This is a genomic window from Rothia sp. HMSC064D08 (assembly GCF_001809525.1).
Taxonomy (GTDB): Bacteria; Actinomycetota; Actinomycetes; order Actinomycetales; family Micrococcaceae; genus Rothia; species Rothia dentocariosa.
The window spans coordinates 1-13,140 of record NZ_KV797893.1 but is presented as its reverse complement, the minus strand read 5'-3'; the positions used below and the strand labels follow the sequence as shown (position 1 = coordinate 13,140).

The following is a 13,140-nucleotide window of genomic DNA, read 5'->3' as shown; positions in this document are numbered from 1 at the left end:
TTAGTGATATGCATGCTGTTGAAGACCCTTTGAGTCGTGTTGACACATTAGTTTATGTATATATTTTCCATCGAAACATTCATGTTGTCATAAAAATAAATATCAAGAAATAATGCTAAAAATGCTAGACCTAAACTCAACCATGTATTACATTTAACAGTATTCCACTAACCGATGAATGGAGTACAAAATGTCCAATACCCGTTTTATCCTGACCGGAGTGGGTGCGCTTGCCCTCCTAGGTGCATCCGTGGTGCCGTCCGTTCCTTCCTTTGCCGCTGAAGGGAACGCTGGTGCGCAGACTCAGCAGGCTATCTCTACGCTTCCGGGTGGCCAAAATACTGGCACTAATAACACCGGTGGGAACAACACAAATATTAATACAGGGGCTAAAGTAACTTCCGTTGAGGGCGGTCCGCTGAACCCTCTGACAGGGCAGAACAACCTTACGATTACTGGTGAGGGGATTGACCTCAACAAGTCTTTTGACGGTTTAGGTGCAGAGGTCTACGAGGTTGATGCAGACGGCGACTTCACGGGCGAAAACTTAGTTCAAGACGGCGGAGGCCTTGTTGTGACGGAAGACGGTCATTTCCGTGGCACTGCCAAGGTTAAAGGCGATTTCGATCCCCAGAAACACTATGTTCTCTACATTATGAGCTACCCCGGGCACGGTAACCGCACAATAGAGGCTAAACAAGATCTGCCTGTACAGCAGGTTGACAGCAAGGACCTGCAGTCTTCCGTAACCCTGACCACCAACTCCTCGAAGACAGATAAGCTCAGCAGCCACCTGAACACCAATGTCTTGACCCTGACCGGAACCCATTTTGATGACGTGAAGCAGGTCAAGATAAAAGTTGAGGGTCTGGATGAGAACGGACAGGTTAACGAAACTCTTGCCACCAAAGACGTCTCGGCAGAGGTGAAGAACGGTAACTTTACTACTCAGATTCAGATTCCTGGATCCAAGATTCAGGAAGGCAAGCACTATCGGGTGCTTATTGAATCCAGCAGCGACGACTGGGTAAGGGCTGTGACCAAGGATTTTTATGGCGATACGGATGATGAGGTTGTAGGCATCATTAACGGTGCACCCCTTAGCCGCAGTGCCGCCGAGAATCACCTGAAGGTTGCTGGCGGCGGGTTTAACCCTGCAGCAGCGGCTCAGAACGGCTCCAAGGTTCGGTTGATTTTCACCGAATACAATGTTGAGCTTGACGATCCCAGCAGCGATGAGATCGTGAATACGACTGTTACCCCGAAACCGAACGGCGACTTCGAGGGCGACCTGACTATTCCCGGTAATAAGCTGCAGGCAGGAAAGAAATACGTGGTACGCGCATACCTTGAATACGCGGATGGCGGAGTCGCAAGCGACATTACCCTCAAGACCCTGGTTCCGACCACGAACTAGGCTTTATTAAGAGAAAATCTCTGTGCTGACACCCCTAGAAGAAGATAAGGTGCTACATAAACCTAAAATTTCCTTCTAGGGGTGTTGCATGGGTAAATCGACCGGTACGATTTGATAAAACCACACTATAGATGCCTTCGCCAGGAGATAGATGATGCGCGCCTTCCTCTGTTCTTACTTCGCCGGTGTAGAACCCGCCTTCAAAAATTTCTTGCGCGGCAACCCATCACAACAGCAGGTGGTGTTTATTCCTACCGCCAGCACGGTTGAAAACACAACTTTCTACGTTCAGGATGCCCTGAATGTTTTCAAAAATTTAGGGCTAACCCCCGATATTCTCGACATTGCAGAAGTTGATTCAGAAACCGCGAAGTTGCGCATCGAACAAGCTGAAGTTCTCTATATTTCGGGCGGCAATACGTTCTATTTGCTGCAGCAGCTCAAATCCAAAGACCTCATCAATTTCATTGTCGAAAAGGTGCGCCACGGCATGATGTACGTGGGGGAGTCGGCTGGAGCTATGGTCGCTTCGCCTGATATTGAGTATGCACGAGTTATGGACGACTCTGACGCTGCTCTGGGAATGTTCAATTTTAAGGCGTTGGGAATTGTCGATTTCTACCCGGCGGTGCACGAGGAAGAAGAACCTTTCGTTCAGGCGGTACGCCGTATGAAAAGCGAATATTCGGATAAGCTAGACCTTGTGCCTATCAACAATAGCCGTGCGATTCGGGTTGAGGGCGGCGTTCGCTTTATCGTCTAGGTTTTCTTCAGCGGGCAGAAACCCACCGCATAGCGTGTTCACCTTGAACACGGCAGACTTCGGGAGCAGTTTCTTCATTCGGGAGCATTTTAACCGCTCCCGAATGAAGAAACTGCTCCCGCTTCACCCGTTTACCAGGTTATGATCGTAATTCTGGTCTTTCTTAGTCTTGCGGAACCCTGAACGTGATGCAATAGAACTGATCATTCCAGAGCAAGCTGGTGTTTGTATCCTCCATGTCTTCGGGTATCAGTGCCTCAATCTCTGAGAGATCGAAAGTGGCGTTCTTGTAGGCTTTACGGGTGAGGACGTTCTTCTTGTACTGCGAATCGATGTAGTCGGAAGTTTCGTCTGCGATCATAATTTTCGTGCCGGGTTTGGCCACCCGAATCATTTCTTTGATCGCGCGTTTTTTATCGCTAAAGAAGTTAATGCCGCCCACGTGCAGCACCACGTCAAAACTCTGATCGATGAAGGGCAGGTCCTCGGCGGCACAGTTCACTAGGTTCAGGTTCGCGCGCCCACCCCAGATTTTCTGGCATTTCTTGAGCATCCCGAGCGAAATATCGGCACCCGTCCAGTCGATTGCGCTCACCTCAATATCGTCGGGCAGGTAGCGTAGGTCGGTACCGGTGCCGATTGAGACGTACAGCGCCGAGCAGCCGGGAAACCACTCTAGTTCCTTCATGAACTGCTGGCGCATCTGTGCGACTTCATTGCCGTAAGCGAGACGCCCAAACCACCGTTCGCCTAGGTCGTAGACGGAGGCTAAGCGGTTGTAGAATTTCATGTATTTGGCGTTATCGCCCTGAACCTGCGCATCATCCAGGCACATCAGGATGCCGTTCTCTTCAGCGGGAGGGTTGGTGTGGAATTCGGGCTTGAGCTTATCGAGTAGCGTGGTTGACATGATATAGCTTTCGGATTGGTGATAATCAAGGACGACGTCAGCCGTTAAAAACATGACCTCGTAAGCACAATTGTAGATATATCGTCCTTGACGGTCTTCATCCAAAATATTGATTTTTGTTTTCTGGATGCGCGCCGCTGCTAAAGGGCAAGCGAGCCCCACACCATGAAGGCGGCGCAGAGGAAGAACAGCATCCATTGTCCCAACATGTAGTAGGTGCGGCGTTCGACTTTCACAGCTGCCAGCTGCACCAGCCATACGAATCCCCACGCGCCTAAGTACGCTGCGATGAATAAACCGATTTCTCGTTTGGCTGGCAATAAGTCGGTGAATGCTAATAGGAACGTAACAATGGTGATCAACAGCAGATCGATACTCACCAGCTGAAACGCGCACATGGCCTGCGCCCAATGCCGGGAAAGCTCTGTGTGATTAGCAGGGACACGTACCATGTTTTCTGTATTGGCGGGATGCGCAACCGGACGCAAAGACAGCGTCTCGCGGGTTCCAACAAAAATATGTGCGCCGAACGCCAGTGCCATAAGCACTCCAGCCATGACGAAAGGTACTACCATGCGATCCTTCTAACTCCCAAGCTATGTAGTAGAGCTGATTGTCTCTTTTTTTAAACACGAGATTCACGTAGTTGCGCTGCACCAGCTGAGTGGATCCACCTGCAACTGTCACATCATGCAGTCGTTGCATGTTTACTGTATGTAAGGGTAGTTCCCGCGTGAGTGCCATAATATCGGCGGCATCGAAAAGCTTAAACCCTTGCTCGGCAAACGGTAGAGTCTCCATAAAATCTTTCTCACAGAAGCTCAAGCACAGACGCCCACCGGGAGCCAGAACCCGGCAAATTTCTGCGAGTAACTGGACTGGTTCATCCCAGAAATACACCGTATTCACGCTCAATATCTTTGTGAATATGCCGTCTTTATAAGGCAGGTTTACGCCGTTGTACAGAGCGTACTCGGCCAGCCCTTCCGCGATAAACACGTTATTGGCGGTGCAGGCCTGCTCGTACATGAGCGGAGATATTTCCACCCCAGCATAGTTCAGGTTCTCTGCAAGGGAGAGAACATAATTGAGGAGTCCGCCGTCGCCGGGACCCACCTCCATAATGCGGTCGTCATCCTCAATACCTAACGCTTCCAAAGCGCTCACAATCATGGGAAGATTCCGCAAATTCAAGGAATTTGCCAGTTTTCGACCGTAGTCGCCCGTAGGGCATTTGAGGTTGGAAGCACGGCGCATTGCCTCATGGGCGAGGTTGGACTCCGAACCGGTCATGGATACCTCTCGTCCTATGAGTTCCTATAGATTTTCCAGGCGCTATGAATCAGTGGAATCTGCAAAGGCAAACGACCGAACGCCACAACACGCTTAAACGCTGACTCATGCCGCCAATCCCACGCCATTTGCACATTCGCCGGGAACACCGCCGTATACAGTGCAATAGCCGCGAGGGCACCCGCCCGGCGGGTTGTTGGGACGGTCAGCATCCCTGCGATACCGAGCTCAGCAGCCCCCGAAGCATAGGTGTAGAACCGCGCGGAGCCCGGCAGGGCACGAGGCACGATTGCGTCGTAATGTTCGGGTTTCGCGAAATGCAGCACACCCGTGGTCCCTAGAAAACCGGCTGTTACCACGGGCGCTATATGTTTCTTACCGCCGGAGCGGGAATCCTCAGATACGTTTTTCTTCAAGCTCATAATTCTAGTTTTGCACATCCGCACTACTACCGCCGGATGATTTTTATGGATTCTCTAGGGCATTGCACATGCGTGGTTCCGCACCTCTAAAACTGAGTAAATTCACATTTCTACCGCACAATATGAGCCTTACACGTCGTGTAACGATAGCGAATCCATACCAGAACAGGGTAGAATGAGTGAACCGGTGCTAAGACATCACGGAAAGGCCCGTGAGGGCACCCAATCACTGATCCCATGAAAGGAATCCTCTCTTATGAAGAAGCTCATTGTACTTGCTCTCGTCGGCGCAGCAGCATTTTTCGTGTACAAGAAGAAGTTCGCAGCCTAAGCTAGAGTCAGCAGTTTTGATGGGGTACATAAAGCCCACATGAACTGAATACACAGCAGATTTGCGTGAGCCCCGCATCCAGAAGGTTGGACGCGGGGCTCACCGCTTGCTTACACACGTTTATCAGGAACTATCCGGTCGGCAAATCCCCGTTCATAACAATCTTTTCCTGAGCGGAATCCCAGGTGAACGTCGCTTGGGAAGACCCCACAGAGGCCGAAATCTGGTTCGCAGAATTCCGTGAGACCGAAGGGGAACCCTGAATCGGGTTGAGCGTGCCGGTTCCCAAGTAGTCTCCGTGATGGAACAGCATAATATGTGACGCACCATCGGATGACCCAACCGTAATCCACGAGAGCTCCGCGCTCGAATCGAAAGTCGAAGTATCCGCCGAACTCAGCGACCACGAATGATGACCGCGAAGTTTACTCGCATTAGAATCCAACGCCAAACGCCCGCTTGAGGACGAAGACCCCGAATTAGAATTTGATGATGCGGTTACCGTAACGGTACTTGCCTCCGGCTGCGGGTTGGCGGTCACCGTTACCACAGACACGCTCGGACTTGGAGAGGCTGAAGAACTGGTGGCACTTGCTGTGGGAGAGTGAGATGCGCTGGTTGAAGCGGATGAAGAACTAGATGAGCTGGAACTGCGTGCCGCCTGCGAACTGCTGCCCGAATCGGTGGATGCGCCAAACGGGTTACCGCAGGAAGAAAGCAGAAGCGCTGCGCCAGCGCAGAAAACTAGCGGTTTTACAGGAAATCTAGACATGAAAAACTCTTTTCGTATCGGTGCGTGTTGTTACTCCTAGTTTACTGGTGGCAACTCGCCCGTGCGGGAGACCTGCCGGGTTTGCGGGTCGAAAGTATACACGCTAATAGCCCGCCCCGTTGCACAAGCGTTGCATTCATCAGCTTTGGGGTATACATAACGAACCTCGACGCTCGTGGGCGATAGCCGGTGAGGCACAAACTTTCCAAAAGGCTTTTGTTCTGCAACCCCGATGAACTCACCGTGGCTGAAAAACAGTAAATGTGCTGGAGAACTACCCGTTCCATTTTTGAGATCCATGGTAATCCACGAGAATTCCGCACACGGATCGTAGGTATTTAGCTCGGGGTTTTTGGTAGGAATATTTTCGGGCACTTTAGATGTGTCCCAAGGAGCACCTTCGCTTGTGTCTCCATCCCATGTGTAGGGTGGTATCTGTTGCCCATATTTTTCGAGAGCCTGCTGATCTGTCAATGTTCCGCACTGCTGCGAGGGGGTGGACGAACTCTGCTCGGCTCCGAAAGGAGCACCGCACGAGGTAAATAACAGCGTCAGAAGAGCACCAAAAACTATAATTCTGAGACGGGATTTCAGAGAGGAAAGCTTCGTGTTTGCCGGATACATTGCGTTATAGTCCTTACCTTATACATGTGAGGTTGTAATAGATACTGTCTGCAAATTCTCAACCGTGAGAGTAGGCCGTAAGTATCTGATACCTAGAAACATTAGCCGCCGTAAAAGGCAATGTTAAGGTTCCACCTTTAAACTTACGACGTTATCTGCCAGAATGCCACGATATCCGTCATGTATAGTAGCCCGGTGTCTGTCAATTTCCTGTCTCCCTTCGCAACAGCATGAATGTACGACGAGACCGCGCCGCCCGGCTCTTACGCGACAGTTCCCCTTGCGCAGGGGCAGAGAACGCGCGACAATGAGGAAATGGCTGAAATTACTTTTCAAAATAACCTTGCAGTTCACACCAGCGGCAACCTTCCCGCCATCGGTTCTAAGGTCCCCGCATTCTCCGTACTCGACGCCGACCTCGCTGAGGTCACCGGCGCCCAGTTCTCGGGTAAGAACCTCGTGCTGAATATCTTCCCCTCGGTCGATACCGGCGTATGCGCCGCCTCGGTTCGCAACTTCAACAAAGAAGCCGCCGGTCTTGATAACACCGTTGTCGTGAACGTTTCACACGATCTTCCGTTCGCGCTTGGTCGTTTCTGTGCCGCTGAGGGCATCGAGAACGTTGTTACCACCTCCGCATTCCGCTCATCCTTCGGGCAGGACTTCGGCGTGACAATGACCGACGGACCTCTCGAAGGGCTCCTTGCTCGCGCCGTCGTAGTCGTGAACCCCGCCGGTGAGGTAGTGTACACCGAGCTCGTTCCCGAAATCACCAACGAACCTAATTACGAGGCTGCGCTCGCAGCTCTTAAGTAAACGCAGCTGAGCCTATCAGGCAGGCACCATGCTCGGTTTTTCCGTGCTGTGGTGCCTGCTTTGTTCTGCCGTTTGAAACTATTGTGCTGGTTCGTGCGGAGTCTCTTCTGCGCGATCGTGTTCCGTGCGATGGTGTGTAAGCTCGTCGGCGACCAGCATATGCTGAGGCAGAGAACCGCGTTTCTTCGCCGCTGCATAACGCCCCACCAGAAGCGCCATATACACTGCCATCGCCACCAAGAGCATAGACCCCGGGGCAATAATCAACGCTACTGCCGCCGCGATCACCGAGAAAAGCACCGTGAGCCTATCGGGGTTAGCGCGATAGGCATCAAGGGCAAGTACCGTAAAGAGCGCAGTCATTACGAAATCGAAACCCTCAAGATGCGCCAGAAAACTCGACCCCAAGAAGAACCCGAGTGTGGAACTGAGGATAACGCTCACATGCATTCCAGCATGAATCCACAGAATGCGTGACCCTCTTAGAGTATGCCGTTCCGGTCCACTGTTGAGGGCAAAAGCCTCGTCGATGAGCGTATAGACAGTGTAAAACTTAGCGAGAGAGCCGTGCACACGCTCGATAGGGTAGGACAGCCCATACATGAGGTGGCGTGAATTGATGAGCAACGTCATCACCGCAACGGATACCAGCGAGGCACCCGCTGCCATCATCGTCAGCAATACGAACTCTACAGACCCGGCGAATAAAACTCCTGGAAGCAGGGGCGCAAGCCACCAAGGAAAACCCAAGCTGTGTATCACAACACCGAGCCCAATTCCCACGAAAAACAGGCCCAGCATCACAAGGGATGCAACGCGCATTGCCTCACGAAATCCGCTCTCGCCAGTGCGGCGAAGCTCGACACTGTGGGCGCTGCCCGCACGTAAATCCTGCTCGCGTTCCTGCACCACCGGAATGCTGCTGGTCGCCAGACCTGCGGAGGCGATAATATCGAGAACCTGTTCGTCGCTGGTTTGTTGCGGCGCCTCCCCAAGGTGGCGGTTGGGGCGTGAAGATCTTTCAAACATGGTATGCCCCTAGAAAACCCAGTTGATGAGAATAACGCAGGTGGCGGTACCGGCGATCATGCTGTATACCATATTCTTCTTCCACAGGTGCACGAGCCCCGTCACCACAAACCCGGCAAGATAGGGAACTGCGGTGTGCGTGGATGAAAAGTCAATACGGCTTATCGCATAAATCGCCAGAAGCGCTACGGCCCCGAGTGGAATCCAGTGGCTGAGCGCATCCAGAATTTCAGAACCCGCAAGGGCTTTCTTGAGGCCAAAGGGGAGCACCCGCAGAACAAAGGTTACAGCCGCCGCCACCAGAACGGCGCTGATAATATAGCCGCTATCGATGTGGCCGTTAATCATGGGGGTTCTCCTGCGGGTCGTTGTAGTGAGTGAATGTGGGGCTTGGGGTTTTCACCTGATCTGTCGTGCTGTCTTCGGCAACCGTCACTGCTGTGTTATTCTCTGGGGCGGGTATCTGGTGTTCCGGCAGTGTTCCCCGTGATTTTGCGATAAAGAACCGTACTATCAGCAGGGCAGTGTAGGTTCCCATCGACACCAGAAGCATGGAACCGGGTGCCAGGATAATACCCACCGCGCCAGAGATCAGCGTGAGAAGAGCCGTGACATTATCCCGTTGAGCGCGGTAGGCGTCAATCGCGAGGACTGTAAACAGAGCCGTCATGGCGAAATCCATACCCTCAAGGTGGCTCAGAAACGATGCGCCAATAAAGAACCCGGCGGTTGTTCCTGCCACCCAGCTGATGTGCAGGAATGTACTCACCCATAGAATACGTGCGTGAGAGAGCGTATTCCGGTCGGGGCCGGTGTTGAGCGCGTAGGATTCGTCGCAGAGCGTGTATATGGCGTAGAGCTTCGCCCAGAAACCCTTGACGTTCTGCAGCGGGAAGGAAATACCGTACACCAGATGGCGGGAGTTCACGAGCAGAGTTGTGAAACCAATAGCGCCTACACTGGCTCCGGTTGCGATCATTTCTACCACCAGGAACTCGACGGAACCGGCGTAAACGATGAGGGATATTGCGGGCGCAAGCCACCACGGTAAATGGTGAGCACTAATAATAACGCCCAAACCTAACCCCAACACCACGAAACTTGCAAGCACAACGCTGGATGCCCGTAAAGCCTGTTTGAAGCCGCTCTCGGTGGGGTTATGACCGATCGCGGCGTAATGTTCTGCGTCGCTTGTTTCCTTCGCGGTATCTTTCATGGTGCCTCTCAGCAAGAGTGAAAATGAGTCTTCAATTATCCTATCCAATTTTAGGGAAGTTTTATGTACTTCGTTTTGCTGTACGGAATATCAGGGGAGGAATAAAGATGTGGTGCCTGCGTTATGCTCAATGTACAAGCGACAGTTTCACCGTGTTAAGGAGTATTGCTGATGAATAAAGCGCCTGCTGAGAAAACAATAGTACGCCGCGAGTCTGAGGACTACCGCGAAGTTCGTGTAGAACGGGTTGATCGCTTGCGGTACCGGGCACATGGTGCGAATGGGGCAACCCTGGACTTCGGGGTGGGTGATGGGCTTCTAACTCCGGTGGAGCTCTTATTAGCGGCGATCGCCGGATGCTCCTCGGTCGATGTGGATGCGGTCACCACCCGCCGTGAAATCCCACAGGTATTCGAGGTACTTGCTTCTGCTCTGAAGAAGCATGAGGACGGTGCGGTACGTCTTGATGATGTTGAGGTCGATTTTGATGTGCAGTTCCCTGAAACCGAGGCGGGCACGCAGGCCGCTAAGATGGTGGATCGGTTAATTCGTTTGAGCGCTGAGAAGGACTGCATGGTCTCTCGTACGGTGGAGCATCCGACGAAGGTTGAGTTTCATAATGTAAATGCTGAGTAGGGCTTTGCTGGATTATCGTATTGGCCTTGACTTTAAGCATATATTTTTGCCGAGCAGATTATTAAAAGTTATCTGCTCGGCATTTATCGCAGGGGGCTTTGATGCGGAAACATATTACATATAGTGCGCAGAATCATCAGCAAGGTCGGTGCCTTGAGGGTTTTCGGTCAGATATTGGATAATGGCTTTTTTGTCATGAAGTATTTCTTCAATCTGAGCCTGGTCTTCTGAACTGTGGATGTGTGCCCACCGGCCCTTCTCCTGTCGGAAGATAACATGCGCGGCTATGGAGTATTCTTTGGTAGCTTTTATTGAAAACTTGGCTGCTGTTTTATCGTCTCTGGTTCTGAGGTGGAAAATATCAGGAAACGAAATATCTTCACCTCCACGGAAATTTTTACCCCAAGGAGAATAACTATATTTATTAATACAATTAAAATGTGTTGTAATAATTTTTCCTGTTCGAGTATGGTATTTAATAGTACCGTCTGAGTGAATACTAAAGTACTCCATTTCGTATGCGTAGAGGAAATTCGCGCTAAGTAGTGCTGTACCGCCGAAAAGAATGGTATTCCACGTTCCGGTCCATGCCATATCCCACGGAATGATTAAGGCATCTATTGTTAAACCTAGCGCTGTCACATTCAGCCATCCTTCAAGCTGGTGATACTTCCTCTTAAATACGTAGGGGAGCTTCTTCTCTCGTGATCTGCGCACCGCATCGTAGGTGAGGTAGAAGATGGCAATGGCAACAGTGATAATAATGATCATGGTAGTTCTGCTCAATGTTTTCTCCCTATTCCTTATTACGTGATGTAGCAACTGATCGAATTGGCTAAACTCAGGCGAACTACGCCGATAATATCAGTAGTTCCCTGAAAATTTTGTGGCGTTATCTGTACTCTTGCGTATCTTAAGCTTTTTTCGCCGCACAGAGCCGAACCTTGAAGAATTTATACGCCGTCAAGGCATCATCTATGTTGGAGGCGGTAACACCGCAAACCTCTTAGCTGCGTGGAGGTTGCACGGTCTCTCGTACGGTGGAGTATCCTACGAAGGTTGAGTTTCATAGTGCGAATGCTGAGTAGGGTGTTACCGCGTTGAATCCATATATAGACCTATATACTCTGGATATGCTCGGTGTTTAGGATGGGCTATGATTGCATGGCTTATTTGTGGAGGGTTGGTTACCTATGGAGACTCAACGCACTATTGTGCTTCTGAGTGGTGGGTTCTCTGACGGTGAGAATACTGATCAAGATGTGTTTCTGTTAGAGTCCAGCATGCGGAGAAAACCAAGGGTGTGTTTTATTCCTACGGCTAGTGGAGATTCACGTGCGTATATCGAGCGTTTCTATACTGCCTTTAAAAGATATTCGTGTATTCCTGCTCATCTTGAGCTTTTTCGCCGCACAGAGCTGAACCTTGAAGAATTTATACGCCGTCAAGACATCATCTATGTCGGAGGCGGTAACACCGCAAACCTCTTAGCTGTGTGGAGATTGCATGGACTTGACCGTGTGCTTCGCAAAGCATATGTCGAGGGAACGGTTCTATCGGGGATAAGTGCAGGTGCAGCTTGCTGGTTCGAGTCATGTCTGACCGATTCGTTTGGTGGTTTAGAGGCGCTCAATGACGGTTTGGGTATACTGCCTGGCAGCTTCTGCCCTCATTTCAATACTGAACCTGGTCGTCCCAGAAGTTTTTTGCAGACACTACAAAGCGGTACTTTACCGCCAGGAGTAGCTTTAGACGATGGGGCGGCAGTTCGATACTGCAACGAGGTAGTAGATGTAGTCTATCGAAGTGTGAGCAATGCTGGTTTATATAATCAGACGACAAAAGGTATATGTGCTGTGGAGCTGTAGTACGTTTACCAGCAGGTTTCGACTGCGCAACGAAGCTTTTGATATGTAAATTTTGAGAATGCATTTCGATAGTGAAAATACTTGATATATCAAGCGAAAAGCGGGGGTTGTGTAGGGTGTGCCACCATGTGACCGGATTCGACACGTGTTATTAAAACTTTATTTTTAACCTCAGGTGCAGATTTTGCCCAGGACGCTTAAGTGTGCTTCTAGTGGGTGCTACATGAAGGATCTTATTCTCTTCAATCCCTGGAATTGCAGGGGATGTATGAGGGGGTAAAAGTCCTTGAGAGACCCCTAGATATGCAGGATTTTTGAAATGTTTATTGTAGACAAAAAAGGGTGCAAGCTGAGTGATGTTCACTTAAATGTTATAAACATGCTTGTATGCCTAGTGGAGCCCCTGTAGCCTGGGAATTGGATACTTAGTCTAGGCTGCCCTTGAGGATTTACTCCTGCGGTAGTTGAAAGTTTCCGTGCACACGAAGCCGACATAAAAGAGGTTTACATATGACTTCTCATCAGCGGAAATCTCCCGGAATTAAGAAGGCGCTGGTTACGACCGGCACCGCCGCATCCTTGTTGGGTGCATCCTTCGTGGCAATGCCTGCTACGTTTGCTAACGTGCCGGATCAGGTTCCCACCTCTCCTGCATGTGACTGCCAGCCCGGTCAGCCGGGACAGCCTGGTCAGGGCGGTCAGGGTCAGACCGGTCAGCCTGGCACCCCTGGTGATAACGGTCAGACCAGCACTCCCGGCGGTGGCAACGGTCAGACTGGTGACAATGGTCAGCCTGGTCAGGGCGGTCAGGGTCAGACCGGTCAGCCTGGTGATCACGACAGTGATCACCCTGACACTCCCGATACACCTGACACTCCCGATACACCTGGTGATCACGACAGCGATCAGCCCGGTACCCCCGGTCAGGGTCAGCCTGGTACTCCCGGTCAGGGCGGTCAGGGTCAGACCGGACAGCCTGGTCAGGGCGGTACTCCTGCTCAGCCTGGTACCCCCGGTCAGGGCGGTCAGGGCCAGACTGGTCA

16 protein-coding genes and 1 pseudogene are annotated in these 13,140 nt (G+C 51.2%); 7 read left to right on the top strand and 10 right to left on the bottom strand.

Translation table 11 applies throughout. The features are described from left to right. Positions 1-190 precede the first annotated feature (190 nt). Both HMPREF2625_RS01865 and HMPREF2625_RS01860 read left to right on the top strand, forming a co-directional pair. Positions 191-1,417 (top strand): histidine kinase, encoded by a 1,227-nt coding sequence (locus HMPREF2625_RS01865; protein ID WP_246826579.1) that lies wholly within the window; start codon positions 191-193, stop codon positions 1,415-1,417. 151 nt (positions 1,418-1,568) lie between these two features. After that, positions 1,569-2,180 (top strand): Type 1 glutamine amidotransferase-like domain-containing protein, encoded by a 612-nt coding sequence (locus tag HMPREF2625_RS01860; protein WP_070521125.1) that lies wholly within the window; start codon positions 1,569-1,571, stop codon positions 2,178-2,180. Positions 2,181-2,343: 163 nt separating this feature from the next. Here the strand turns inward: HMPREF2625_RS01860 and HMPREF2625_RS01855 are convergent, their stop codons facing one another. The 6 genes from HMPREF2625_RS01855 to HMPREF2625_RS01830 form a co-directional block, all read right to left on the bottom strand. Further along, positions 2,344-3,288 carry a class I SAM-dependent methyltransferase gene (locus tag HMPREF2625_RS01855; protein ID WP_246826578.1) on the bottom strand — a complete coding sequence of 315 codons (945 nt, stop codon included), beginning with the start codon at positions 3,286-3,288 and terminating at the stop codon, positions 2,344-2,346. Continuing rightward, positions 3,231-3,542, bottom strand: a complete 312-nt coding sequence (locus HMPREF2625_RS01850; protein ID WP_246826577.1) for a hypothetical protein — start codon at positions 3,540-3,542, stop codon at positions 3,231-3,233. Before HMPREF2625_RS01850 ends, HMPREF2625_RS01855 begins: the two co-directional genes overlap by 58 nt. Beyond that, on the bottom strand, positions 3,523-4,383 hold the full coding sequence (locus HMPREF2625_RS01845) for a class I SAM-dependent methyltransferase (RefSeq protein WP_246826576.1): 861 nt from the start codon (positions 4,381-4,383) through the stop codon (positions 3,523-3,525). The genes HMPREF2625_RS01850 and HMPREF2625_RS01845 overlap by 20 nt, the downstream gene beginning before the upstream one ends. Positions 4,384-4,397: 14 nt before the next feature. After that, complete coding sequence (locus tag HMPREF2625_RS01840; protein WP_070521119.1) at positions 4,398-4,805, bottom strand: DoxX family protein; 408 nt, start codon at positions 4,803-4,805, stop codon at positions 4,398-4,400. 461 nt (positions 4,806-5,266) lie between these two features. After that, positions 5,267-5,908, bottom strand: coding sequence for an LppP/LprE family lipoprotein (locus tag HMPREF2625_RS01835; RefSeq protein WP_070521116.1), 642 nt, complete (start codon positions 5,906-5,908; stop codon positions 5,267-5,269). Positions 5,909-5,944: 36 nt separating this feature from the next. Then, on the bottom strand, positions 5,945-6,532 hold the full coding sequence (locus HMPREF2625_RS01830) for an LppP/LprE family lipoprotein (protein ID WP_004005153.1): 588 nt from the start codon (positions 6,530-6,532) through the stop codon (positions 5,945-5,947). A 315-nt stretch (positions 6,533-6,847) separates the two neighbouring features. Here HMPREF2625_RS01830 and tpx point away from each other — a divergent pair, with 315 nt between their 5' ends. Next, positions 6,848-7,348, top strand: a complete 501-nt coding sequence (gene tpx / locus HMPREF2625_RS01825) for a thiol peroxidase (protein WP_041321518.1) — start codon at positions 6,848-6,850, stop codon at positions 7,346-7,348. A 78-nt stretch (positions 7,349-7,426) separates the two neighbouring features. Here tpx and HMPREF2625_RS01820 read toward each other — a convergent pair whose 3' ends face one another. The 3 genes from HMPREF2625_RS01820 to HMPREF2625_RS01810 are packed head-to-tail and all read right to left on the bottom strand — an operon-like array spanning position 7,427 to position 9,593. Beyond that, on the bottom strand, positions 7,427-8,377 hold the full coding sequence (locus HMPREF2625_RS01820; protein ID WP_070521113.1) for an AzlC family ABC transporter permease: 951 nt from the start codon (positions 8,375-8,377) through the stop codon (positions 7,427-7,429). 9 nt (positions 8,378-8,386) lie between these two features. Then, positions 8,387-8,725 (bottom strand): branched-chain amino acid transporter permease, encoded by a 339-nt coding sequence (locus HMPREF2625_RS01815; protein ID WP_070521110.1) that lies wholly within the window; start codon positions 8,723-8,725, stop codon positions 8,387-8,389. After that, positions 8,718-9,593 (bottom strand): AzlC family ABC transporter permease, encoded by an 876-nt coding sequence (locus tag HMPREF2625_RS01810; RefSeq protein ID WP_070521106.1) that lies wholly within the window; start codon positions 9,591-9,593, stop codon positions 8,718-8,720. Before HMPREF2625_RS01810 ends, HMPREF2625_RS01815 begins: the two co-directional genes overlap by 8 nt. Positions 9,594-9,764: 171 nt before the next feature. Here HMPREF2625_RS01810 and HMPREF2625_RS01805 point away from each other — a divergent pair, with 171 nt between their 5' ends. Further along, entirely contained in the window at positions 9,765-10,229 is a 465-nt protein-coding gene (locus HMPREF2625_RS01805) for an OsmC family protein (RefSeq protein ID WP_070521101.1), read from the top strand. A 114-nt stretch (positions 10,230-10,343) separates the two neighbouring features. Here HMPREF2625_RS01805 and HMPREF2625_RS01800 read toward each other — a convergent pair whose 3' ends face one another. Continuing rightward, positions 10,344-11,000: a hypothetical protein gene (locus HMPREF2625_RS01800; RefSeq protein ID WP_004005147.1), complete on the bottom strand. Its 657-nt coding sequence runs from the start codon at positions 10,998-11,000 to the stop codon at positions 10,344-10,346. A 115-nt stretch (positions 11,001-11,115) separates the two neighbouring features. Between HMPREF2625_RS01800 and HMPREF2625_RS11000 the strand changes: the two genes are divergently transcribed. From HMPREF2625_RS11000 to HMPREF2625_RS01795, 3 genes and pseudogenes are all read left to right on the top strand, one after another. Beyond that, entirely contained in the window at positions 11,116-11,292 is a 177-nt protein-coding gene (locus HMPREF2625_RS11000; RefSeq protein ID WP_083295588.1) for a Type 1 glutamine amidotransferase-like domain-containing protein, read from the top strand. A gap of 130 nt (positions 11,293-11,422) precedes the next feature. After that, positions 11,423-12,097 carry a Type 1 glutamine amidotransferase-like domain-containing protein gene (locus HMPREF2625_RS10660; RefSeq protein WP_083295587.1) on the top strand — a complete coding sequence of 225 codons (675 nt, stop codon included), beginning with the start codon at positions 11,423-11,425 and terminating at the stop codon, positions 12,095-12,097. Positions 12,098-12,607: 510 nt separating this feature from the next. Beyond that, positions 12,608-13,140: pseudogene (locus tag HMPREF2625_RS01795) on the top strand (hypothetical protein); the annotation flags it as partial.

Bases quoted from the DNA above. Each gene is read 5' to 3' on its own strand.
- HMPREF2625_RS01865 (WP_246826579.1), top strand. From the start codon at position 191: ATGTCCAATACCCGTTTTATCCTGACCGGAGTGGGTGCGCTTGCCCTC.
- HMPREF2625_RS01860 (WP_070521125.1), top strand. From the start codon at position 1,569: ATGATGCGCGCCTTCCTCTGTTCTTACTTCGCCGGTGTAGAACCCGCC.
- HMPREF2625_RS01855 (WP_246826578.1), bottom strand. From the start codon at position 3,288: ATGGATGCTGTTCTTCCTCTGCGCCGCCTTCATGGTGTGGGGCTCGCT.
- HMPREF2625_RS01850 (WP_246826577.1), bottom strand. From the start codon at position 3,542: ATGGTACGTGTCCCTGCTAATCACACAGAGCTTTCCCGGCATTGGGCG.
- HMPREF2625_RS01845 (WP_246826576.1), bottom strand. From the start codon at position 4,383: ATGACCGGTTCGGAGTCCAACCTCGCCCATGAGGCAATGCGCCGTGCT.
- HMPREF2625_RS01840 (WP_070521119.1), bottom strand. From the start codon at position 4,805: ATGAGCTTGAAGAAAAACGTATCTGAGGATTCCCGCTCCGGCGGTAAG.
- HMPREF2625_RS01835 (WP_070521116.1), bottom strand. From the start codon at position 5,908: ATGTCTAGATTTCCTGTAAAACCGCTAGTTTTCTGCGCTGGCGCAGCG.
- HMPREF2625_RS01830 (WP_004005153.1), bottom strand. From the start codon at position 6,532: ATGTATCCGGCAAACACGAAGCTTTCCTCTCTGAAATCCCGTCTCAGA.
- tpx (WP_041321518.1), top strand. From the start codon at position 6,848: ATGGCTGAAATTACTTTTCAAAATAACCTTGCAGTTCACACCAGCGGC.
- HMPREF2625_RS01820 (WP_070521113.1), bottom strand. From the start codon at position 8,377: ATGTTTGAAAGATCTTCACGCCCCAACCGCCACCTTGGGGAGGCGCCG.
- HMPREF2625_RS01815 (WP_070521110.1), bottom strand. From the start codon at position 8,725: ATGATTAACGGCCACATCGATAGCGGCTATATTATCAGCGCCGTTCTG.
- HMPREF2625_RS01810 (WP_070521106.1), bottom strand. From the start codon at position 9,593: ATGAAAGATACCGCGAAGGAAACAAGCGACGCAGAACATTACGCCGCG.
- HMPREF2625_RS01805 (WP_070521101.1), top strand. From the start codon at position 9,765: ATGAATAAAGCGCCTGCTGAGAAAACAATAGTACGCCGCGAGTCTGAG.
- HMPREF2625_RS01800 (WP_004005147.1), bottom strand. From the start codon at position 11,000: ATGATCATTATTATCACTGTTGCCATTGCCATCTTCTACCTCACCTAC.
- HMPREF2625_RS10660 (WP_083295587.1), top strand. From the start codon at position 11,423: ATGGAGACTCAACGCACTATTGTGCTTCTGAGTGGTGGGTTCTCTGAC.